This window comes from Paenibacillus sp. GYB003, assembly GCF_036577625.1.
Classification (GTDB): Bacteria; Bacillota; Bacilli; order Paenibacillales; family NBRC-103111; genus Paenibacillus_AB.
This window is the reverse complement of sequence record NZ_JARBDC010000060.1, coordinates 29,849-52,994: the sequence shown is the minus strand read 5'-3', so window position 1 is coordinate 52,994 and position 23,146 is coordinate 29,849. Positions and strand designations below refer to the sequence as shown.

Below are 23,146 nucleotides of genomic sequence, written 5' to 3'. Positions count from 1 at the left end.
CCACCCCTTACTCATTTCTTGTATGAAGATTTCTTGCCTGTGCAAGAATAGATACCAATTGGTCTAACGAATTATGACCAACTTCGGGATCGGTTATTTCCTGTAATCGTATCTTTTGGTCTATGAGCCGTGACTTCACTGCTTGTAGGCGACTAAGTGAGTCCTCAATCTTGGTGATTAGCTCTGCTTTTTGCTTACATTTAGATTTTTCCGAATCCCTAATCCGTTTCATCATACGTCTTTCCCTGATGTCGGCAATTTTGATTTCATGGTCCAATTGTTCTATCGCACTTGTCGGGGTCAACTCGTAATGCTGAATATCCTCAGGGGAAAATGAATCAAACCAAATCGTTTCATACTCGCCAGTTCTTAGACTGTTCTTGTTTCCCTTCATACTTTCGCTGTGTTTCGTTTTATTCTTAGGTCCTGTACTTGCGCCGCCGTGCATGTAACAGCGTCCATTTCTCATAGGCTTCTTGCGACAAGTACCGTTAGACCTTGTTTTTGCACCACAGTGTTGTTCGCTCATAGTGTCGCCCCCTTCCTTGCATGGGGTACTGTTTTGAATTTTACCCCCAATTATTTATGAGTGATTTGCGCCGCTGCCTTATCCTGCAGAAATTGATTAAAATGCTTCGTCAAACCGTTAGCGTTTAGAAATTCAATGTAGTTGCCTACTAAATCCAGCAATTGGTCATGTGATTCGTCGGACAGTCTAAGCATTTCCCATAAAAAACCTTCCGCTGTTTCTTTCATAGATGAACATCCCCTTAAATTTGGTTTTGCGGTGTATCCATCCGCAATCTTTACATTTACCCATCTCTTACAATCAAATGGGTATCTCGCCCCGTCTCGTTCGTCTCTGGCTACTTCTTTAAGGAGTACCTCTCCCAACGCTTACGCTCGTACTCCTTCTGCTTATCTTGATTCCCAGGACGTTGCCTCCACTTCCTCATATAATCACGGTTATATTTTCTACGAGCTTCCAATGCTTCTTGGCTAAGTTGCTTTATCAAATTTATTCAACCCCTTCAAGATCGAGCAATTCTTTCTCCTGCTCCTTAATGAGATATTGGGCATCTATTACTTTTCGGTCGGCATCTTCAATCATTTTGGCCGCTCTCAACTTAGCTTCCTCTACCTCTTGATAGTACCTCGCTAAAATTGCTTTGTTGTGATTAATAGTATGGCGCAGTCTGACCGCATTTTCTTTCAAAATGTTGAGACTGTAAAGCTGGTTGTGTCGCTCGGTATGCGTTGCTTTTTCCGCAAGCGAATCATAATAATGTGCCTGTCTTTGCAGATCGGCGATTTTGGCAGGATTATCAGGATGTGGCTCTCCTGCTTGCAAGGTATAAGCCATGTGTCTAAGTTCCCTTGCTTTAGCCGTATACGAATCAATTCTTTCCTCGATCTCTTGGAGCTTCTTTTCTTCTTGTTTAATCTGCCCTTCAATTTGTTGCACTCCACTTTTAGCCATTTTGCTTCGCTTCCTCTCATATGAAAATAAAAAAAGCCCATTCCGTAAGGAATAAGGCTTCTAAGTTTGGAAAGTTTGGAAGTTTATATTTATATTTTACAGTCCATCTATGATGATGTAAACCGAAGATTTTAATTGCTACGACTTGAAGGATGCTTCCAATATGTATTAGCTGCACCCTCAAATTTCTTTTTGTCGAAGCCATCCCAGTTTATTTTCGTTGCCGTTTCCCTTTTCATAACGGTACTGGAACATTTATTTGTCATTGGAAACTCCCATGCAATCGCCACTTCTTCAACATCAGCTAATTTGAAAAGCTCTTTGAATACCTTAATTGATTCCATTTGCATTCCGCACAATTTAATAATCGAAATAATCATATTCATTCGGCATTTGGGCTCTATACTCTGCTTCTATATCTGCTTGCATTTCATTTTGTGCGGACATCATTAGACAAACCCCATGCAAAAAATATGATAGTTGTCCGAAAAATTCTGCCACGTTATCAACATCAAATTTCTTTGGCTTATTATAATGCAATTGCAAATCTTTATTTGTTGGATATCGAAATTTATCCGAAGCACCATCAAAATCGTGTAACTGTTTTATGTATTTTTCAACATTACGAAGGTGAGCGTCATCATCAGATGTACCTGCATGTCTCACTACATCGCTCTTGATTGAATTCCATAGGGCTAAAATACTATGTTTTTTCTCTTTTATTTTTTTGATAGCAGATTGATGATCCAGAGAGCATTCTTCAAATAGAATTTCCTTTATAGCCAACTCTATTCCATTCCTGTATAAATAACACATTGGAATAAATAGGCTACTTTTTGTTTTCTTTTTTTTAGTCATATATTGATGCAATATATCTGCTGACTCGGTATATGCTTTCACATACGGATAGAATCGATTTCTGCTATAAGAGTACCCTACAACACTTTGCCCATAGTAACTTCCCCCTTCCTCTAAGAAAAGCGGTTTATACTTTTTATAGTCCTCTACAATTTTTGGAATATCAGAGTAATAGTTACTGAGAATGTTGAAAGCAACTTCCATTTTGCATACAAATGCTATTAAATCGATATGTGTCTGTTTATCAAAAAACGCTTTTATGCTGTATTGCTTGGGCACATCTGAGAATGGATCTTCGTCCTTTATAACAGTTATGCCAAACGGGTATCTAAACGAATCAGATTCCTTATCTTTTAGAGCCATATCATTAAATAATGAAACAAGCCAGTTGTATGCACCTCTGTTATTTTCAATTTGATCTTGTATATGAGGTGAGACCTCTTGGAGAATCTCTACTAAGTTATGAAATGTATCTGTTATGAATTTTTTTCTTTCACTTTGCTCTTTAATATACTGAAATCCAATAGCCTTTAAGATCAATTCAAGGCTATGTCTATATAGGTACGCTAAAGAAAAAAAATAAGTATCAAGTTTACTTATATCTGGATGCGAACTAAATAAGTGCTCAGTAATAATATGTGCAGATTTTTTAAAATTAAGGCTGTAGGTGAAAAACTCGTTAGCCAAATCATTGCTTTCACCTTGAATAATAATTATACTTTCTGCATTTTTACTTGTTTTTTGGAATTGCGGATCAGAAACAATGGTTTTAGAATTACCCAATTTACCAGTCCCCCAACACAACAGTTAGATTGTCTAAAACAATACCACCCTGATAAGCAGAGTGGCGTCATTAATTAAGTTCTTATATCTTTATTACGCAGACTTAAAACGACCGCATTTTGCTTACTTTCGCTAAGAACGCCTCGCTCTAATCCAAGGAGTACTTCTACCTCATCTTTATTCAAACTTACACTATTTTTAGAAAGTTGCTGCATAAACTGATCCCCAGAAAGAACACCATTACTTTGTAAAACATCTATAGCTTTTCTAAGAACGGTTGGTTTGGATACTTGAATAACATCATCTAATGGTTCTTTAGTACGCCAACCCTTTTTTGATATCTGCCTCATTAAGTACTGATACTGATTATAGTTGATTGCCTTTAGTTGATAAGCTCGCACTATCATTGCAGATATTGACACTTTCCATTTCTTTTTTAACTCTATATAAAAATCTAAATTATTCGGCAAAATCAGATCCTTCAAAAAGGCTTCTTTTGGCAGCAAAAATGAAGCTGCAAACTGATGCGCTTCATTTTCCATTTGACGGAACTCTTCACGAGATACAAGTTCCAAATCAGTATTCCAATCATGCAACATTATGTGCCCCAATTCATGTGCCGCGTCGAATTGTCTTCTTGTTGCTGAGCTTTTGTCACTTCCAAGAACAATAAAAAAGTACTCATCTCCAGCGAATTCTTGTCGTTGACTAAAAGCGTCAATACTCGTATTATCCGTGCCAAATGAGGTTACAATGAACCCATTCTTTTCGAGTACGTAAACCATGTTAGGAATTGGGTCAGCACCCAGTTTCCAATAGTCTCGTGTATATTGAGCGATCGTTTCAATATCATTTATCTTTTCATGTTTAGGCGGGATATTTATTTTCGGGAATTGTACAAACTGATTTAAAGTGTGATATATCTTAGCTAACATTTTCGTTTTTTCTTCTTGTGAAAGACGGTCTTTTTTATTGGTGGATAGAAGTGCTCTAAAATAAGTAGTACCTACTTTAATACTCTCATTGTCCTTTTCATAAAAATACTCCCTTGGAAACCCAAGGGTGCTAATCAATTTTAGTAGTGTTTCCAAACTAGGATTTGCTTTTCCATTCTCGTATTGTGATATTGATTGTTTACTAACCAATACCTCATCGGCTAATTCAGCAATAGTTTTACCTCTATAAATTCGTGCTGCTTTCAACCTATCTCCATTAAAAACTCTTAATACTGACATTTCTATTCCTCCTAAGAGAAAGAACCTTAACCTTCCTTCTCCATCTCATCATCTCTAAGTTGTACAAGGTCGTTTTGCTGATGAGGAATAACTCCTTCTCTAAGACCAACAAAAATTTCTTCTTCTTGTTCAGCAATAGCTCCCTGCGATTCAAATGCTATACTAAAGTCAGCTGTAATAAATTCATTCCAATTTTCCTCATACGCTATTTCTAATTTAGCATTGGGCATAATGGCATTAACAGCAGTTATTTCGCCTTTATCTGTTGAAAAGGTAATAAGAACAAACCGTTTTACTTCACCTTCAAGCATATGTAACATGGTTTTTAACTCATATTCTACCTGTGCATTCCAGTCATCGTTCTCGCTCTCAAAAAGATTAAGTTGTTTGGCTGGATTTAGTTCTTCATCAGCTTCCAAGTCATTATTTATTAATGAAAGGGCATCAATGTAATGAACTGTTTCTTTATAAAGCCGTTCATTTAATTGATGAAACCGTTTCTCTTGCATAGCTGCATATAAATATTGTGTTTCTTTTTCATAAATCAAGACAAGTTCCCACAGAGGGCCTCTTTTAATTTTCACACACTGGAACTGGCTTGTCGGAAGCGTTCGAATAATATTGGTATTAATAAAATCCCATTTCAAAAAATGAACGCTATTGAATGTCTCGACCTTTCTTTCCATTCTAAATTCCATTATGTCCTTTTTACCAGCATTCCTAATCGCATCAATAATCACCGTTTTATGATTGTCAGCAATAGGTATAGACAATTTAATTGTTTCCATGTCTTCATCACGTCCTTGGTTTTATAAATTCATTTTACCAAAAACGTTTATTTTGTCAACCTTAATACTAATATAACCACAATACGTACAATTTAAATACACTTTTATGAGATAAAAATCAACGCTTAGTTTCTCATCTTACCTTTACCATATTTTATGATAGGTTCACCTTTTTTCACTCTATTGAAAAATTAAGAGCCCGACAAATTTGTCAGGCTCTTTTTATATCGGTAGGGTGATCCCTTGCGTCCCCCAACCCAAATAATCCGCAACCCTATTGGTCCTTCTCGTAAATGCAACAAGGGGTACGCTTAGAATCGAAATGCTATTTACCAACAACTATATATAAGAACTATAAATATTAATAAAAACGTTTCTTTCTTCTTTGTCTGGATCTTACTTTTTTTTGAAATCTGTAGGTTTCTTTTATTAAGGCTGGAGTAACTTGGTTCTCAGGAATGTAAAACTCTACATCATTTTCCTTAAGCTCCTTGAAAAACTCATCTTCTTCTAAGTAATCCTTTCCGTCTATTGGTGCTATCCAGCCTTTCTTCATGCCCTCATAGGCTAATAGCCAGTGTTCAGTGTATAAATTCTCCTTGTTAAGACGTTCCCGCCATAAATCAGTGTTAAGTCTAGTTATGAGATTGTTATTATATAAATCAAGTGATATTAGTGCTACGAGAGAATCATCTATAGAAGATATTATCTTGGTCACCTGTGTTGTTAATTTTATTTTCAAGGTCTTACATAACCACAAGGCCCATGTTATCTCATGAACATGGTTATACTGACTATGAAAACTTATAAGTTCAAATAATGTGCTTGCAATCTTTTTTTTGTTCAATTTATATTTTTCATTATTATATGCTAAAAAAATTTCTGTTACAGTAGGAAGGACGCTTGGTTCAGCAATTACAGCGTTTAATAATAGTGATTCATACAATGCCCAATTCTTTTCGTCGACTCTTGAATCCACAATTTCGGTTAAGGAGTATTTAAGTACAGATTCATCGGGATACAATTTCGACAATTCGAATGCTTTGCTGAAGTATGTTATCAGGTCATCATTATACAATTCTTCATTTTTCCCTATATGATATTTTAGTTGCCGTAATTCCAAGACCCATTTGGGTTCTAATATCACAGGAAGTTCTATTATTTTTGTTTTTTCGGGGTTTAATTCCAGTTCAAAATCTTTCATCGTTAAATGAAGCGCTGATAGAGCATAATTGGCATCCGATATGTTCTTGAAATATAAAAAAATATCATCAACAAATCTGAACCCTACTAGCTTTATCTTCTTTCCCTTCAATCTTCTCTCCAAATCCAAATCAATTGCCGTGCCTACAATTTCTGAGATTAGGAATGATGTGTCTGGTCCTATTGGTATTCCAATGGTTTGATTGGCCTGCGTACTTCTAACTGCATCATCTAAATTATCTCCATATAATTTTATCCTTTTCTTAACGTTTTCTTTTGCAATTTTTTTAGTATGTAAAGCCCAAGGTATAATATGTGTATATATAGTAGGATAAAATCTTGATATATCCGCTCGCAGAAGATATCTCGCATCAACAGAAAGTTTAGCCTGTTCTATAGGTATATCTGACAAGTTTATTTCTCTCGAAAATGCACGCTCGGTATCAAATTCAAAGATTTCTATTACAGGCTTACTTTTTGAAATTGGTGATTGGGATATATACTTTTCAATTTCTAACCAATTTTTATTTACAATTTCACTCAAATTAATTTGGTGGATAGGATTTGGAATCGCTAATGTCCTTCGCACATGCTTTACTTTTGGGATAGAATAACTATAATATCTACTGCTCTTCGCTACATCTTTCCCTTTAGTTTTTTGCAATACCTTTCTTACTGCTTTTGAAAGTTTCTTAGTTGACATCGCAGGGATAAGTTCATATGGCAAATAACCTTTTCCAACTAAATCTTCAGTTGTTATCATTATCCCTTTTTCTCCTCCAAGAAGGCATCCATCGTAAACAAAATTCTCCTCGTCCCCTTCCCATTTAACCAAAATTTCCTTCTAATCCGAATTATATATTTAAACGAAATGGGAATAAACACCCAGTACCAATACGTTCTATATGTTTTTTAGCGTCATTTTGTATGGTATCGTCAATTCAAACTTATCCTTTACCATCACTTGTGATACGGTTCCCCCCGCATAATCTTAAATGCCCGGTACACCTGCTCCACCAGCACGAGCCGGATCAGCTGATGCGGGTACGTGATCCGGCCGAACGAGAGAAGCGCGTCGGCCCGCTTCAGCACGTCGTCGGACATGCCGATCGAGCCGCCGATGAGGAAGGCGACGTGGCTGCGGCCGTACGTGCCGAGGCGCTCAAGCTGGCCGGCCAGCTCCTCGGACGTCCACATTTGCCCGCCGATCGCCATGGCGATGACGTACGTGTCGGGCCGGAGCGCGGCCAGGATGCGATCGCCTTCCTTCTGCTTCACCTGCTGCTCCTCGGCTTCGCTCATCCGTTCCGGCGCCTTCTCCTCGGCGATTTCGGTGATCGTCAGCTTGGCGTACGGCGTCAGCCGCTTCGCGTACTCGGCGATGCCGTCCGTGAAATATTTTTCTTTCAGCTTGCCGACGGCGATAATTTGGATGTGCATCGTATCCGTTCCTCTCGTGTATGTACAACAATGGGAGCCTTCGCAGGCTCCCATCATACCCATTTATCAAATAACCAAAAATTGCGGCTTGTTCTGGCACCGGTCGCATTTCGCCGGCGGCTCCCAAGCGGTGAACCGGACCTCGTTCAAATCGTAAATGTCCGGCGCTTCCTCGTATTCGTCTACGAACAGGTCGATCGCAATTTCGATATGCTCCTTGCATACGACAAACATCGATTAATCCTCTTTCTCGCCCAATTGGATCGTAACGGTCGCTTTTTTCCCGCCGCGGTAATACGTCACCTTGATGCTGTCGCCGATTTTTTTGTCGCCGTACAAATATTGCCGCAGCGAAATGTTATCGTACACCGGTTTCCCGTCGAGCTCCGTAATGACGTCGTTCGTGGCGAGTCCCGCTTCCTTCGCCGGACCGATCGCATCGATGACGATAAGTCCATTTTTGACCGAATCGGGCAGTTTTAATACTTCCGTTCCTTTATAGCTGCGCAGCGGCTCGGTCGTGACGCCCAGATACGGGCGCTTCACCTTGCCGTATTGGAGCAGGCTCTCGATCGTCTCCCTCGCGGAATTGATCGGAATCGCGAAGCCGAGCCCTTCTACGCCTTTCTCCGCCACTTTCATGCTGTTGATGCCGATCAGCTTGCCTTCGAGATTGACGAGCGCGCCGCCGCTGTTGCCCTGGTTGATGGCCGCGTCGGTCTGGATCACGTCCATCTCCCAATCGTAGTTGCCGTCGCCGGCGAACGAAATCGGCACCTTCTGATGCGGCGAGCTGATGACGCCCACGGTCGTCGTCTGTGCGAACCGAAGGCCGAGCGGACTGCCGATGGCGATCGCCGTTTGCCCCGCTTTCAGCTTCCCGGAGTCGCCGAATTCGGCATAATGCTGAATGCCCGAAGCGTCGATCTCGACGACGGCCAGGTCGGTAATCAAGTCTTTGCCCTTCAGCTTCGCCTTCCGGTGCTCGCCATTGGCCAAAATGACTTCGATCTGCGTTGCCGACTGCACCACGTGGTTGTTCGTCACGATATACGCTTTGTCCCCGTCCTTGCGGAACAAAACGCCGGAGCCGATCCCGAGGCTCTGCGCATTGCCGGCGCCCTCCTCTTTGATGGCGCTGATGATGCTGACGACGGCCGGCTTCACTTTCTCTACCGCACGGACGACCTGGTCCTCGAGCAATTGATAGTTGTTGCCGGTCGACATCACCGGCACGGCCGCCCGATTGTCCGGTTCCGTTCGATTCCAGCCGATCCCGATCAGGAGCGCCCCAAGCATAAGCGCCGCGGCGGCGCCGGCGACCGTAACGATCGCGGGGGAGCCTCGCTTGCTCCGTCTGACGGCGGGAAACTCCGAGCCTTCGTGCGTCAAGCGGGTTCTCCGGGGCAGCTTCGTCGTGTAAAAATCGTCGTCAAACAAGCTCATGCCCGCTTCTCCTCTCGGGTGACATCACTCTATTTCCACTCCGGTTTTTCGCTTCCGAAAAAAGAGGAATGTTTTCGCTGACCGCGGCCTATACTGATACTACGAAGCCGCACCCTCTTATTTTACTAGATTTGCGCGGAAAGTACGAGCCGAATTCACTGGAAAAGGAGATAAAAATCGATGAATCGCATCCATTCGCCCATGCAGGAAATCAATTGGATCGGCAAGCTGGCCGACCTGAAGGAGGAGCATTACCGCAACACGCTGCTCGTCGCCGCGCTTATGGATTTGCTGATCGAGAAGGGCGTCATGACCCGCGGCGAAATCGAGGCGAAGATGGCGGAGCTTGACCGCATTATGATTCCGGACCCAATCTATCCCATTTCGTAGGGCGGTCGAAATATGTATCCTTCAGCTCCACCTTGCGGTCGCCGCATTCGATGCCGCGCTCCTGTAATATCGTATTCACGGTCAGTTTGGCCAAATCCATCAAGTTGTGGTCGCGGCTCAAATGCGCGAGGTACACCGTCTCCGTCTGCCCCGACACGATGTCGCACAGCGCTTCGCCGGCCGCCTCGTTCGACAGATGGCCCGTATCGCCGAGAATGCGCCGCTTGATGTTCCACGGATATTTGCCCATCCGCAGCATATCGACGTCATGGTTCGATTCGAGAATGATCGCGTCCGAGTCGGCCAGCTTTTCTTTCACCTTGCCGCTGACGTAACCGAGGTCGGTAGCGAGACTGAGCTTGCGCTCCCCGTCGTAGAAGCAGTAACCGACCGGCTCGGCCGCGTCGTGCGAGATCGGATACGATTCGACCTGGAGTGCCCCGAACTGGACGACGCTCCCCGTCTCCATCACCTTGATTTTGTCCTCGGCCAGCTCGCCGAGATGCTTGTTCAGCGCTTCCCACGTCTTCTCGTTGGCGTACACCGGCAAGTCGTGCTTGCGCGCGAGCGCGCCGACGCCTTTAATATGGTCGGAATGCTCATGGGTGATCAGGATCGCGTCCAGCTCGGCCCCTTTCACATCCCGCTCCCCCATCAGCTGTTCGATCTTTTTGGCGCTCAGCCCGGCGTCGACGAGCACCTTCGTCCCTTCGCTTTCGACCAGGAGCGAATTGCCCGTCGAGCCGCTTGCGAGTATCGTATACCGTATGGTCATCCCCGTTTCCCCTCTTGTCCCGTTGTTCGCTCCAGGAGTAAGTCCGACGAAGTGCTGGATGTTTCATTATTCGCCTAGCCGATCCGTCGGACACACTCATCCCCCGCCCCTACGGCTTCTTCGGCACCCGTTCCGCCGTTTCCACGTCGCCGCGGAAGCCCTGGACGTAGTAGATATCCCCGTTTTCGAGCGCGACCCGCCAGGTCGGAAAAGCCGGCAGCGTCGACCACTGCTCCGTTTCGAAAAACTGCCCGTGGTAGCCGAGCCGGATATCGGAAATGACGGCGCCGCTTTGCAAATATTTTTCGGTCAGCGTCCGCAGCACCGTATAGGCGGAAATCACCTTCTTCTCTTCTTTCCCGTCCGATTCCGCGGCCACTTCCACGTACGACTGCCGATACCCGTTCACTTCCCCGTTCGTGACGAACAGCTCCAGATTAATGTCGAACAGCGGGTATTCGCCGACGAGCTGATTCATCATGAACAGCCCGTCCTTGCTCGTCACCCGGTCGTACGCGTACGACTCGATTTTCGGAATCGCCTTGTTCGCCAAATCTTTCAGCGAGCCCTTGCTCAAAAACAAATTATAGCGGATCGGCTCGGGAAGCGTCACTTTCCGGCCGTAGCTTTCGCCGTCGACCCATTTGACCGTAATTTCCCGCATTTTCGGCGTGTCCTTCGGCACCGGCACGGTCATTTTGATGCCGCGGCTCACCATGATCCGGTCCAGCTCCTGCGCCACGTCCGCCGAAGCCTGCTTCGAATCGCCGACGATGTTCCATTTGCCGATCCACAATTCGTAGCCGAGCAGCAGGTTTAGCGCCAGAAACGATACGATAAAGATCGATTTCGCTTTGCTCCAATCCATTCGCCCCCGCTACCCCCATTCCGCTCATTTCAAATATTCGTAAGTTCCGTCGCGCAGCTCCACCGCCCATGCCGGGCTCAGCTCCATCGTCTTGTCCCGCACGATCGGCCGGTACGCCGGCGTAACGGAAACGATCAAATTTTTGCGCGCGTAGGCGTTAATCATGTCGTCCAACGTTTTGCCGCCCTCGATCGTCTTCAGCGACCGTTCGACCTTCGTGTTGTCCAGCATCATGAGCGACCGTTCGTAGCTCGCCACGACCCGGTTTTGCAAAATGATGCGGATGAGGCCGAAGCTTTCGTTCTGCTCGCCGATGATCGGAAACGAGTCGTAATATTGCCGGAACGTAAACTGCTGCCGCCCGATCAGCTGCGAAGGCGTGATCGCCTTGGCCATGAAGCTGCCGTTCCAGCCGCCGTTCTGATTGATGAACTGGACGGCCGCGTTCAAATTTTCGCGAACGTCGTTGCGCGTATCGACCGCCGGAATCGGGTCGGTATAGCTCATCCATTGGAGATCGGGCTTCACCTGCAGCCCCCGTTTGCCGTCGGTATAGTACGTGTCCGAACCGTCCTTGTTGCGGAAATTGCGCGCATTGTTCGGATCGACGAACAGCGTTTTCTGCAGCTGGTCGATCGGCATCGACGTCACGCCGATCGTATACTTCGGCACCTCGATCGGCTGATCCGGCAAATAGTAGTCGTCCTTGGCATGGTACGTCACCAGCAGCTCGCCGAAACCGATCATTTGTTCGATGTTTTTGTTGTTCAGGTCGGCGCGCGCTTCGTACGTATTGAATTCCGTTTGGAAATAGGTGCGCACCTCTTCCGTCTCTCGGCTCACATAGATCCATATGCGGTTTACGCCTTCCGTGTCGAGCGGCAAATCGCCCTTCAGCTGGAACACGGTTTTCAAAATGCTGAACGGTACGCCGCCGCGCTGGAAGCGGACCTCCACGCCCGCCTGCTTGCTGCGGATGTCGTCCCAATCGATGTTCGCCAGCACCGGAGCGCTGCGTCTGAAATTGTCGAACGTCCGCCCTTTCAGCATTTTCATAATTTCTTTGAAATGCAGATGGTTCGGATAAAGCGCCATATGCGTTTGCTTGCCCGTATGCAGCACGATCAGCTCGGGGAAAATCAGCTCCGCCGTCGTCGTCTGCGTCCCGATCAAGTCGGTCTGCACGTATTCGCCCTGGTTGGTCGGAGCCTGCCGCGGCGAGCTGAACAGCAGCATATAGCTTTGCAGCAAGCTGGCCAGCACGAGAAAGGCGAGCAGCGCCGTTTTGAATTTCTCGATCATACCGCTTCACCTTCCACCTGCTGAGCCGGCAGCGCGAACGTCACGCGCGTTCCGTGATTCAGCTCGGAATCGAGCGAGATCGTTCCGCCATGCGCCTTCACTATTTCCCGGGCAATCGACAAGCCGAGCCCGGTTCCGCCCATATTTCGCGAACGCGCTTTGTCCACGCGGTAAAAGCGGTCGAAAATGCGCGACAAATCTTTTTTCGGAATGCCGATCCCGTTGTCCTGCACGCTAATTTCCAGCCAATCTTTGTCCGTACGGCTTGCGCGGATCGCAATCGCCCCCCCTTCCGGGGTATATTTGATCGCATTCGAGACGAGATTGTCGAGCACCTGGTCGATCTGGTCGCGGTCGAGCAGCACTTCGCGGATGCCCGGCGCCACGGAGATTTGAATCGAGATGTCTTTCTGATCGAGCTGAAACGAGAACCGGTCGGCCACCTCCTCGAGCATGTCAAGGACGTTCGTCGGCTCTTTGCTGACGAGCGAAATGCGCGAATCGAGCCGCGATAAATGAAGCAAATCGCCGACGAGCCGGATCATCCGCTCGGTTTCGTTTCGCATGACGCCGACGAACCGGTGCGCGAGCGACGGATCTTCGATCGCGCCGTCGTCCAGCGCCTCCAGATAGCTCTTCATCGTCGTCAGCGGCGTGCGCAGCTCGTGGGACACGTTCGCCACGAACTCCCGTCTGGCGTCTTCGAGCTGCTCCTGCTCGGTAATATCCTGCAGCATCGCGATCGTGCCGGTTATCCCGATCCCCCGCCGGTGAATCGGAGAAAAGACGACTCTCAGCTTTACGAAATCCCCCTCTTCGCCGTTCGCAACCTGAATCGTTGCGGTTTGATGCTCCCCCTGCACGTATTGTCCGATATTCTCCTCCGCTATGCCGAGCACGTCCGAAATGCTCCGGTCCGTCAAGTCTTCGTCCCCGTTCTGCAGCATCTGCTTCGCTTTCCGGTTGACGACGATAATTTTGCCCTGATCGTTCGTGGCGATAACGCCGTCGTTCATGTTGGCGAGCACCGACGCCAGCTTCTCCCGTTCCTCTTCGTTCAGCGCGAGCGCTTCCTTGAGCCGGTTCGTCATATGGTTGAAGGCGTTGCCGAGCTGCCCGATTTCGTCCGGGCCTTTCACCGAAACTTGCTGGTTGAAATGGCCGTCGGCCATCGCCGACGCCTGTCTTGTAATCTCCTTGATCGGATTCGTAATCGTATGCGCCAGCACGACTCCGAGAAAGACGGTGAACGCCAGCGCGATGCCGGTGCCAGACAAAAAGATTTTGTTGATCCGATTCATCGTGCCGTACAGCGATTCCATCGACGCGACGATGTAAACCGCCCCGATCACTTTGGCGCCTTCGCTGACCGGCTGGGCGATCACCTTACGCGGATGGCCGTCGCTGTCGATAACGTCCGATTCGATATCTTTGATCCCTTGCAGCGCGGAGACGACTTCGGCCTGCGTCGTCTTTTGCCCGATCAGCGACGCTTTGCTCGGATCCGACGTCGCCTGCACGATGCCGTTCGCGTCGATAATCTGGATTTCCGCTTCGCTGATGTTGAACAGCTGCTTGACGATTTCGTTCAACTCGGCATTCGGCTTCTTCGGTTCGCCCGACGAATTCGATTCCGAACTTTCCGTTAAAAACTGAGGGGTGAAAGTGGCCAGCACGGACGCCTGAGAGTTCAGATTATTAGTAAAATTGTCGATGAACGACTTCTCCATCGTGCGGACGAAGTATACCCCGATCAGCTGCATCGCCATCAAAATGAGCAGCACGTAAATGATGATGATTTTGCTCTGAACGGTCTGAAAAAAGCGCATGCCTTTCAATTTAGGGCGCCTCCCGCCTTCGGGTTGCGCATCGTATAGCCGAGACCCCGGCGCGTCATGATGTATTCCGGGCGGCTCGGATCGTCTTCGATCTTCTCGCGCAGCCGGCGAATCGTCACGTCGACCGTGCGGACGTCGCCCAAATATTCGAAGCCCCATACCGCCTGCAGCAAATGCTCGCGCGTCATGACTCTGCCGCAATTTTTGGCCATATAATGGACGAGCTCGAACTCCCTGTGGGTCAGGTCGACCGTCTGTCCGTCTTTGTATACCAAATACATGTCCGTATCGATCGTCAGCCGATGCACCTTCAAGCTTGCCTGCTCCGCCGTTTCCTGCTGGAGTTGGTTCGATTTGTTTTGCCGGCGCAAATGCGCCTTCACCCGGGCGAGCAGCTCCCTCGTGCCGAACGGCTTCGTCACGTAATCGTCGGCGCCGAATTCGAGCCCGAGCACCTTATCCACCTCGGAGTCTTTCGCCGTCAGCATGATGATCGGCGTATCTTTTCTCGTCCGCACCTCGCGGCATACGTCCATGCCGTCCTTCACCGGAAGCATGATGTCGAGCAGGATCAGATCCGGGTCTTCGGAGAAGGCGAGCTCTACCGCCGTCCCGCCGTCAAATGCGCATATGACCTGATAGCCTTCCTTCTCCAGGTTGAACTTGAGTATTTCCGCGATCGGCTGCTCGTCGTCGACGACCAGTATTTTTCCGTACATTCGCCTTCACCGCCCCTTTTCGGCATTTCGGGTAATGAATTTCATTCTTTTCTCTATATTACCATACATGGCGTTTCAAATCGCATCCATTCGGTTAAATGAATAATATCCCAGTCCATCGGGGCGAAAAGGCCGCACGCGAACGGAAAAAGAGGCGCAAAGCCGAATCCGGTTCGGCTCTGCACCTCTTGGAACGATGGTATCGAAGATGATTGCGATTAACGCGACAAAAACTTAAGCGGATTTTCGGCAACGCCGTTGCGCTGAATTTCGAAGTGCAGGTGAACGCCGGTCGAATCGCCGGTGCTGCCCATGACGCCGATTTTCTCGCCTTTTTCGACGATTTTGCCTTTGGTCGTTTCGATTTTGCTCAGATGGCCGTAGACGGTCACATAGCCGTTCTTATGGTCGATGATGACTTTGTTGCCGTAGCCGTCTCCCTTGTTGCCGGTATACGTGACGACGCCGTTGTCCGCGGCCATAATATTGCGGTTGCCGGTAATGTCGACGCCCTTGTGCATTTTGCCCCAACGCATGCCGAAGTAGTCCGACAGCTTCGCGCTCAGGACCGGCCAGATGAACTTGCCGCTGCCTTCGCCGAGAATGACCTTCGTCCCTTTCTTCGCATACTCGGGAACCGGCTGTTCGACGACTTCTTCGCCGACCAGCTCCTGCTCCATCATGTAGCCGTTCGCCTTCGTGACAAGGAACGTCACTTTCTTCATGCCGTTCTTGCCTTCTTTGATCGTCTTCGTTTCTCCGGCCCGCATCGTGTCGTCTTTCTCGTAAATGATGTCGTGCTGGATTTCCTGATTCTCGACCACTTTCTCGACCGTTTTGACGGTCAGCGCCGGCTTCAGCATCGTGACGTCCAGCACGTCGCCGACTTTGATTTTATCGTCTTGAATCCACGGATTTTTTTCGTAAATGAGCTGCCTCGAAATGCCCAGCTTCTTGGCGATGCAGCCGACGCAGTCGCCTTTGACGACCGTATACTTGCTCGGCGCCACGTCGCCGGTTTCCAGCTTGCGGACGAGATCGTCCGGATTGGCGATCTCCTCCGGTTTGATTTCGGTAATGTTCATGTCGACCTTTTCCATGAATTCGACCGACTGGATGACCGATTCGCCCGCCTGCGGCTCCGGCGGGGCGGACAGCACCGATACGCGGCCCGCGTCTTTTTGCTGCGGCGCATACTTCTCTTTAATGCGGTTCAGCACCGATTCGGCCGTCTCCTTATCCTTCACGATGCCGACGAGCTTGTCGTTCACGACCAGCTGCACGCCGACGGCATGAGCCTTCAGCATGTTGTCCAAATTGGCCAGCGCGCCCGCGTCGTCGCTCTGTATCTTGTAAGCCTTTTCAGCTTTATAGGCGACCTCGTCCGAATTCAGCACCATATGTACGTTCGGGTTCTGCTCCTCCAGCCGCTTCACCTTGTCGATGATATAGTCTTCGACGACTTTCGGATCGCTGACGGTTCCGGCCAGTTGATCGCCGACATACACGTGGAACACTTCGTAAGTATGCATTTGTACGTATTCGTTGCCTCCGATCGAGATGGAGGCCAAAAGTCCCAAGGCGCCAACGCCTTGCAGCAAGCGAAGCTTATATGTGCGCAGCAGCGATTCCGTTCGATGAAGAGGCCTTCTTTGCCTGATTGTTTCAGTCAAGCTTTTATATTGGGCTTTCGAAAACATGCGCTTTACGGATTCAAGCGCAGCCTTGGCCCAACCTTTATTCTTGAATGAGTTCATGTGCTTCTCCTCTTACATTGGTTTTTACGAAAGTTGGCAACTTTCGGCAGCAAAAGCCGACACCAACGTTTCTACTTTACCACAGTCCGTCTACTAGTTTCAACTTTCTGCGGCAAAGCCATGTGAGAGGATCGTGAAAGAAGGCGGCATTCGCAAGGGATACCGGGCGCCAGCATTGCTTGATCGGCATGGCGAATCTAGTATTTGTTCACGATCTCCATCAATTTTGCGAGTTCGTCGGGTTGTAGGTACTGTTCCACGATCTTCTCGATTTCCTGCAGCTCCGCCTGGGTAATTCCGTCCTCCAGCTTTGTCGAAATTTGCTGCAGCTCCTCCTGCGGCAGCTTGGAAATGAGCAGCGAGAACACGCTCGCCTTGTCCTCCTCCGACAGCTTCTCCCGCTTCGCCTGGAACTGCTCGGCGCTCATCACCACTTTATCCTTCTCGCGGGCGTCCGATTTCCCGGATTGCGCCCATGCGGCGACGGCGTCGTCCTCCGGCTGCGGCTTCGTTACCGGGTTGCTCGTATCGGGCTGAGGCGTCCTCTCCTTTCCGCTCGGCTGCGTACCCCCCTGACCTACTATATTCGACCCGGTCCATAATTTTGCAACAAAATCCGAAAACTTGATTTGATTAGTCGGCAATACGGCCGCATACGGCTTCAGCAGTTCCTGGACGTACGCGTTCAGCACGTAAAGCGTCGCCGCCGCCGATAAACCGGCGATCAAAATGGCGGTAACGAGCGTTTTTCCGAGCCAAGCGAACAGTTTCATGTCGCATTCCACCTTCCGGAGCTTCCGCGAAGCTTGATGTCGTTAGCACCAGTATTGACGAAAACGACGCGCTTGAAACGATCGAACGCGGGGGAAGCCTGTGTCCAGACGAGCGCCGCGAAACGGAAAAAGCCGCCCTTGCCGGCGGTTCGGGCCGGAAAGACGGCTTGCTGAGCGGTAGATCGCTTATGCGTAAATCGGACGTACGATGTTCGTTTGGTCGCGGTTGCGGCCGACGGAAAAGATCGCGATCGGAATGCCGGACAGCTGGGAGACGCGCTCCACATAATGTCGGGCCGCTTCGGGGAGATCGTCCAGCGATTTCGCGCCGGAAATATCCTCCGACCAACCGGGCAGCTCTTCGTAGACGGCCGTGCATTCGGACAGCATTTTCAGGCTGGCCGGGTAATAGTCGATCTTTTCGCCGCGATATTCGTAATGCGTGCAAATTTTAACGGTCGGCAGGCCGGACAGCACGTCGATCGAGTTGAGCGACAGGCCGGTAATGCCGCTTACCCTGCGGGCGTGGCGAACGACTACGCTGTCGAACCAGCCGACCCGGCGCGGACGTCCGGTCGTCGTGCCGTACTCGTTGCCCTTCTCGCGAATCCAGTCGCCCGTTTCGTTGTTCAGCTCGGTCGGGAACGGACCGTCGCCTACGCGCGTCGTGTACGCTTTGGCGACGCCGATAATTTGATGGATTTTCGTCGGACCTACCCCGGAGCCGATGCAGACGCCGCCCGCCGTCGGGTTCGAGGACGTGACGAACGGATACGTGCCCTGATCGATATCGAGCATGACGCCTTGCGCGCCTTCGAACAACACCCGTTTCCCCTGATCGATGGCGTCGTTCAATACGACGGACGTATCGGTCACGTAAGGGCGGATCACTTCGGCGTAGCCCAAATATTCGGTCAGGATCGAGTCGGCGTCCAGTCCTTTGCCGCCGTATACTTGCTCGATCAGCGTGTTTTTTTCGGCGACGAGGTGGCGCAGCTTGCGCTCGAACTCTTCGGCGTCCAGCAGGTCGGCGATGCGGATGCCGTTGCGGGCCGCTTTGTCCATATAGCAAGGACCGATCCCTTTGCGCGTCGTGCCGATTTTGTTGGCGCCTTTCCGGTCTTCGTCCAGACCGTCCAGCAGCAAATGGTACGGCATAATGACGTGGGCGCGATCGCTGATTTTCAGGTTTTCCGTCGAGAAGCCGTTCTCGTGGATGTAGTTGATTTCCTCGATCAGCGCGGCCGGGTTGATGACCATGCCGTTGCCGATGACGCAAATTTTATTTGTATAGAAAATTCCGGAAGGAATCAGATGCAGCTTATATTTTTTATCCTGGATCAATATCGTATGGCCGGCGTTGTTTCCGCCTTGATATCTTGCGACGACTTCGGCCGATTCCGCCAAAAAGTCGGTAATTTTGCCCTTACCTTCATCGCCCCATTGGGAACCGACAACTACAACGCTAGACATGGCAAAACCTCCAGTTCAAGTGTGTTCCGACACTGCCGACAACCCCGCCCGACGAAGTCAAGGCGGCATTTTCAGTGTATCAGTCACCCTTGGTAAAGTCAACGAATAAACGAACAATTCCGCATGTAGCCTTAGCAACGTTCGGAAATTAGACATGATCCCCTCGTCCGATCCCGGAAAAACCAAAGCGGGGCGTTCGGAAGCGAATTCGCCCCGTCACCCCGCTCCAGCGGCGACCTCCTGATGGGTTCGGTCCAGGCTGACGAATTTGTTGTAATTTTTCAGGAAAGCCAGCTCGACCGTTCCGACCGGACCGTTCCGCTGCTTGGCGATAATGATCTCGATAATGTTTTTCTTCTCCGACTCTTTGTCGTAATAATCGTCGCGGTACAAAAACGCCACGATGTCGGCGTCCTGCTCGATCGATCCCGATTCCCGCAAGTCCGACATCATCGGACGCTTGTCCTGCCGCTGCTCGACGCCCCGGCTCAGCTGCGACAGCGCGATGACCGGCACGTTGAGCTCCCGCGCGATCTGCTTGAGCGTCCGCGAAATTTCCGAAACTTCCTGCTGCCGGTTTTCCCCGGCTTTGCCGCGTCCCTGAATCAGCTGCAAATAATCGATCAAAATGAGGCCTAACCCTTTCTCCTGCTTCAGCCGCCGGCACTTGGCCCGAATGTCGGCGACGGTGACCGACGGCGAGTCGTCGATATAAATTTGGGCTTCGGACAACGTGCCGATCGCCATCGTCAGCTTCTCCCAATCGTCGCCCTCCAGCTGGCCGGTGCGCATTCGCGTCGCATCGACGTTCGCCTCCGCGCAGATCATCCGCTGCACGAGCTGCGCGGCGCCCATCTCGAGACTGAAGATGGCGACCGTTTCTTTCGCCCGCACGCCCACGTTCTGGGCGATGTTGAGGGAGAACGCCGTTTTCCCTACCGACGGCCGCGCCGCCACGATGATCAAGTCCGACCGCTGAAAGCCGGACGTCATCCGGTCGAGGTCGGGGAAGCCGGACGGAATGCCGCTCGCCCCGCCCTTATGGTTGTACAAAAATTCGACTTTCTCGAACACTTCCATCAGCACGTCGCGAATCGAAACGAACCCGCTTCCCGACTGGCGCTGCGATATTTCCAATATGCGCTTCTCGGCGTCGCCTAGCAAGCTGCTCACGTCGTCTTCGCCGGCGTAGCCGCTCGAAACGATTTGCGTCGCCGTACGGATCAGGCGGCGGAGCATCGACTTCTCCTCGACGATTTGCGCGTAGTAGTCCACGTTCGCCGCCGTCGGCACGCTGTTCGCCAGTTGGCTCAAGTAACCGATCCCGCCGATCCCTTCGAGCTGCTGGTTGTCCTGCAGCTTCGCCGTCAGCGTTATCAGGTCGATCGGTTCGTTTTGCTGGGCCAGCTCGAGCATGGCGCCGAATATATGCTGATGGGACGTACGGTAAAAATCGTCGCTGCCGATCCGCTCCATGACGGTAATCAGCGCGTCGCCGTCCAGCAGGATCGCTCCGAGAACCGCCTGCTCCGCCTCCAAATTTTGCGGCGGTATGCGGTTTTCGACAAACTGGTCCCCGTTCATGTCAAACTCCTTCTTTCGATGGCCTTGCTCATTCCGACACTTGGACGCGCAGCTCCGCCGTCACGTCCGGATACAGCTTCACTTTGACGATTGTCGTGCCGAGCGAACGGATGACGTCGTTCATTTCGATTTTGCGCTTGTCGAGATGGATGCCTTTCTTCTCCAGCTCCTCGGCGATCTGCTTGCTCGTAATCGATCCGAACAGCCGGCCGCCTTCGCCCGCCTTCGTCTTGATCGTCACGACCATCTCCGACAACTTGGCCGCAAGCGCCTGGGCTTCCGCCTTTTCCTTCTCCTTGCGCTTCTCCTCGGACAGCTTCTGGTGCTCCAGCTGCTTGACGTTTCCTTCCGAAGCGAGCGCGACCAGCCCTTTCGGCAGCAAAAAGTTGCGGACGTATCCCTCCGACAGCTCCTTGATTTCCCCTTTTTTCCCCTGGCCCTTCACGTCTTTCAAAAAGATCACTTTCATTCGAACAGTCCCTCCTCTTCGTTGACTTGCCTGAGCACCTGCTTCAGCTTGGCCACCGCCTCCTCGACGGTTCCTTCGAGCTGCGTGGCCGCGTTCGTCAAATGCCCCCCTCCGCCGAGCCGCTCCATAATGACCTGGACGTTGATCTGCCCGAGCGACCTGGCGCTTATGCCGATCAAGCCGTCCGTCCGCTCGCTGACGACGAACGAAGCCATAATGTCCGTCATGTTGATCAGCGTGTCGGCGACCTGCGCGATCAGCAGCTGCGGGTATTTGCGTCCCGGCGCCGTTGCGGCGACCGCGATATGATCGTACATCATTTCCGCGTGCTTAATGATTTCCGCCTTGCGAATGTACTGCTCCAGGTCTTCCTTCAGCATCCGCTGGATGAGCGCGGAGTCGGCGCCGCTTCTGCGCAGAAACGACGCCGCTTCGAACGTGCGCGCCCCGGTGCGCAGCGAGAAGCTTTTCGTGTCGACGACGATGCCCGCGAGCAGCGACGTCGCCTCCAGCACGTCCATCGACAGCCGGTCGTTGAAATATTGCAGCAGCTCGGTCACCAGCTCGCACGTCGACGACGCGTACGGCTCCATGTAGACGAGCGTCGCTTCGCTCAAAAACTCCTCGCTGCGGCGGTGATGATCGATGATCATAATGCGGTGTGTCTGCTGCAGCAGCCTCGGCTCGGCGACCATCGACGCCTTGTGCGTATCGACGACGACGGCCAAGCTGCGCGGCGTCGTAATCTGCATCGCCTGCTCGGGCGTAATGAACCATTTGTGCAGCCGCTCGTCTTCCTTGATCGCTTCCATCAGCTTCAGGATGGACGGGTTCATCCCTTCCAGGACGATATACCCTTCCTTCTGGCTGACCTGCACCGCCTTCAGCACGCCGACGGCCGCTCCGATCGAATCCATATCGGGGATGCGGTGCCCCATGATGACGACCTTGTCGCTGTCCCGGATCAAGTCTCTCAGCGCGTGCGAGATCACTCTCGCCCTGACGCGGGTGCGCTTCTCGACCGCGTTCGAGCGGCCGCCGTAAAACGAGAGCCGCTGCCCGACCTTCACCGCCGCCTGATCGCCGCCGCGTCCGAGCGCCATGTCGAGGCTCGTTTGCGCCAGCTGGCCGAGCTCGATCAAGCTGTCGGCCCCGGCCCCGACGCCGATGCTGAGCGTGAGCGGAAGCTTGTATTCGATCGTTATGTCGCGAACGTCGTCCAATATGTCGAACCGGGTTTGCTCCAGCTGCCGGAGCGCCTTGTTGTTCATGAAAATAAGAAAGCGATCCGAGGCGGTCCGGCGAATGTAGACGCCGCATTTTTGCGCCCAGCCGGTAAGCTCGCCCGTCACCTTCGCGAGCATGACGCTGCGGCTCTGGTCGTCCATCCCTTGCGTCGCTTCGTCCAAATTGTCCAGCATGACGATGCCGATGGCGATTTTCTCTTCCTCGTACTTTTTGGACAGTACCGCATGCGCCGTCACGTCCTGAAAATACAAAAGCCGATGCTCCGCCTTCACCTGCACCTGAAACACATGCTTGCCGACCGTCAGATCGAGCTTGTTGTCTTTGTCGTCCTTGCCCTTCAGCCCCGGAAACACGTCGAGCAGCGGTTCGCCGATCAGCGAGTCGCGCTCCGTCATTTTCCCGACATAGCCGTTGTGCCATTCGATGTTCCGTTCCTCATCGTACAAAACGATGCCGATCGGAAGCTCGTTGAACACTTCGTTGCCCGCTTTTTTGATCCGATGCGACAACGTTCCGACGTATTGATTCAGCCCTTTGCGAAACGCCCGCTCCGCCGCCAGCGTGTAATACGCCAGCACGCCCCCGATCGCGAGACCGACGACGCCCAGCACCCACTCATAGAAAAAAAGCGCGACCGACAGCAGCAGAATGGCAATCGACGACCAATAAATATGGAGTCCATGCCAACGATTCAACAAATACTTCGGCATACGTCCT

Annotated in this window: 23 protein-coding genes; 1 reads left to right on the top strand and 22 read right to left on the bottom strand. The window is 50.5% G+C overall.

Annotated elements, in window-relative coordinates; translation table 11 throughout:
- Positions 1 to 7: 7 nt before the first annotated feature.
- From PV407_RS19495 to PV407_RS19445, 11 genes are all read right to left on the bottom strand, one after another.
- The gene (locus PV407_RS19495; protein WP_332091646.1) at positions 8 to 529 is read right to left on the bottom strand and encodes an HGGxSTG domain-containing protein; all 522 of its coding nucleotides are present in this window, start codon (positions 527 to 529) and stop codon (positions 8 to 10) included.
- Between the two features lie 50 nt (positions 530 to 579).
- On the bottom strand, positions 580 to 756 hold the full coding sequence (locus PV407_RS19490; protein ID WP_332091644.1) for a hypothetical protein: 177 nt from the start codon (positions 754 to 756) through the stop codon (positions 580 to 582).
- 262 nt (positions 757 to 1,018) lie between these two features.
- Positions 1,019 to 1,480 carry a hypothetical protein gene (locus PV407_RS19485; RefSeq protein ID WP_332091642.1) on the bottom strand — a complete coding sequence of 154 codons (462 nt, stop codon included), beginning with the start codon at positions 1,478 to 1,480 and terminating at the stop codon, positions 1,019 to 1,021.
- Positions 1,481 to 1,611: 131 nt separating this feature from the next.
- Positions 1,612 to 1,866, bottom strand: a complete 255-nt coding sequence (locus PV407_RS19480) for a hypothetical protein (RefSeq protein WP_332091641.1) — start codon at positions 1,864 to 1,866, stop codon at positions 1,612 to 1,614.
- Positions 1,841 to 3,121: a hypothetical protein gene (locus PV407_RS19475; RefSeq protein WP_332091639.1), complete on the bottom strand. Its 1,281-nt coding sequence runs from the start codon at positions 3,119 to 3,121 to the stop codon at positions 1,841 to 1,843. Before PV407_RS19475 ends, PV407_RS19480 begins: the two co-directional genes overlap by 26 nt.
- Positions 3,122 to 3,195: 74 nt before the next feature.
- Positions 3,196 to 4,356: a helix-turn-helix domain-containing protein gene (locus tag PV407_RS19470; RefSeq protein ID WP_332091638.1), complete on the bottom strand. Its 1,161-nt coding sequence runs from the start codon at positions 4,354 to 4,356 to the stop codon at positions 3,196 to 3,198.
- A gap of 26 nt (positions 4,357 to 4,382) precedes the next feature.
- The gene (locus tag PV407_RS19465) at positions 4,383 to 5,144 is read right to left on the bottom strand and encodes a DUF5986 family protein (protein WP_332091637.1); all 762 of its coding nucleotides are present in this window, start codon (positions 5,142 to 5,144) and stop codon (positions 4,383 to 4,385) included.
- A 361-nt stretch (positions 5,145 to 5,505) separates the two neighbouring features.
- The gene (locus PV407_RS19460) at positions 5,506 to 7,182 is read right to left on the bottom strand and encodes an RNA-directed DNA polymerase (protein WP_332091636.1); all 1,677 of its coding nucleotides are present in this window, start codon (positions 7,180 to 7,182) and stop codon (positions 5,506 to 5,508) included.
- A 125-nt stretch (positions 7,183 to 7,307) separates the two neighbouring features.
- A complete protein-coding gene (gene rlmH, locus PV407_RS19455) occupies positions 7,308 to 7,787 on the bottom strand; it encodes a 23S rRNA (pseudouridine(1915)-N(3))-methyltransferase RlmH (RefSeq protein WP_332091635.1) in 480 nt (159 codons plus the stop codon).
- Positions 7,788 to 7,853: 66 nt separating this feature from the next.
- Positions 7,854 to 8,021 (bottom strand): CxxH/CxxC protein, encoded by a 168-nt coding sequence (locus tag PV407_RS19450; protein ID WP_332091634.1) that lies wholly within the window; start codon positions 8,019 to 8,021, stop codon positions 7,854 to 7,856.
- Positions 8,022 to 8,024: 3 nt separating this feature from the next.
- Positions 8,025 to 9,233, bottom strand: coding sequence for a S1C family serine protease (locus PV407_RS19445; RefSeq protein WP_332091633.1), 1,209 nt, complete (start codon positions 9,231 to 9,233; stop codon positions 8,025 to 8,027).
- Positions 9,234 to 9,413: 180 nt separating this feature from the next.
- Between PV407_RS19445 and PV407_RS19440 the strand changes: the two genes are divergently transcribed.
- Positions 9,414 to 9,623 (top strand): hypothetical protein, encoded by a 210-nt coding sequence (locus tag PV407_RS19440; protein ID WP_332091632.1) that lies wholly within the window; start codon positions 9,414 to 9,416, stop codon positions 9,621 to 9,623.
- Here the strand turns inward: PV407_RS19440 and PV407_RS19435 are convergent.
- The 11 genes from PV407_RS19435 to PV407_RS19385 all read right to left on the bottom strand — a co-directional run bounded on the left by PV407_RS19435 (position 9,589) and on the right by PV407_RS19385 (position 23,139).
- A complete protein-coding gene (locus tag PV407_RS19435; RefSeq protein WP_332091631.1) occupies positions 9,589 to 10,398 on the bottom strand; it encodes an MBL fold metallo-hydrolase in 810 nt (269 codons plus the stop codon). The genes PV407_RS19440 and PV407_RS19435 overlap by 35 nt on opposite strands.
- Positions 10,399 to 10,507: 109 nt before the next feature.
- The gene (gene yycI / locus PV407_RS19430) at positions 10,508 to 11,266 is read right to left on the bottom strand and encodes a two-component system regulatory protein YycI (protein ID WP_332091630.1); all 759 of its coding nucleotides are present in this window, start codon (positions 11,264 to 11,266) and stop codon (positions 10,508 to 10,510) included.
- A 24-nt stretch (positions 11,267 to 11,290) separates the two neighbouring features.
- Positions 11,291 to 12,568 (bottom strand): YycH family regulatory protein, encoded by a 1,278-nt coding sequence (locus PV407_RS19425; protein ID WP_332091629.1) that lies wholly within the window; start codon positions 12,566 to 12,568, stop codon positions 11,291 to 11,293.
- On the bottom strand, positions 12,565 to 14,406 hold the full coding sequence (gene walK / locus PV407_RS19420; protein ID WP_332091628.1) for a cell wall metabolism sensor histidine kinase WalK: 1,842 nt from the start codon (positions 14,404 to 14,406) through the stop codon (positions 12,565 to 12,567). The genes PV407_RS19425 and walK overlap by 4 nt, the downstream gene beginning before the upstream one ends.
- Positions 14,403 to 15,125, bottom strand: a complete 723-nt coding sequence (gene yycF / locus PV407_RS19415) for a response regulator YycF (RefSeq protein WP_332091627.1) — start codon at positions 15,123 to 15,125, stop codon at positions 14,403 to 14,405. Before yycF ends, walK begins: the two co-directional genes overlap by 4 nt.
- A gap of 218 nt (positions 15,126 to 15,343) precedes the next feature.
- Positions 15,344 to 16,705: a M23 family metallopeptidase gene (locus PV407_RS19410; RefSeq protein WP_332091626.1), complete on the bottom strand. Its 1,362-nt coding sequence runs from the start codon at positions 16,703 to 16,705 to the stop codon at positions 15,344 to 15,346.
- Between the two features lie 374 nt (positions 16,706 to 17,079).
- Positions 17,080 to 17,655 carry a hypothetical protein gene (locus PV407_RS19405; protein WP_332091625.1) on the bottom strand — a complete coding sequence of 192 codons (576 nt, stop codon included), beginning with the start codon at positions 17,653 to 17,655 and terminating at the stop codon, positions 17,080 to 17,082.
- Between the two features lie 186 nt (positions 17,656 to 17,841).
- On the bottom strand, positions 17,842 to 19,128 hold the full coding sequence (locus PV407_RS19400) for an adenylosuccinate synthase (RefSeq protein WP_332091624.1): 1,287 nt from the start codon (positions 19,126 to 19,128) through the stop codon (positions 17,842 to 17,844).
- Positions 19,129 to 19,344: 216 nt separating this feature from the next.
- Entirely contained in the window at positions 19,345 to 20,712 is a 1,368-nt protein-coding gene (dnaB, locus tag PV407_RS19395) for a replicative DNA helicase (protein WP_332091623.1), read from the bottom strand.
- A 28-nt stretch (positions 20,713 to 20,740) separates the two neighbouring features.
- A complete protein-coding gene (rplI, locus tag PV407_RS19390; protein WP_332091622.1) occupies positions 20,741 to 21,181 on the bottom strand; it encodes a 50S ribosomal protein L9 in 441 nt (146 codons plus the stop codon).
- Positions 21,178 to 23,139 carry a DHH family phosphoesterase gene (locus tag PV407_RS19385; RefSeq protein ID WP_332091621.1) on the bottom strand — a complete coding sequence of 654 codons (1,962 nt, stop codon included), beginning with the start codon at positions 23,137 to 23,139 and terminating at the stop codon, positions 21,178 to 21,180. The genes rplI and PV407_RS19385 overlap by 4 nt, the downstream gene beginning before the upstream one ends.
- Between the last annotated feature and the right edge of the window lie 7 nt (positions 23,140 to 23,146).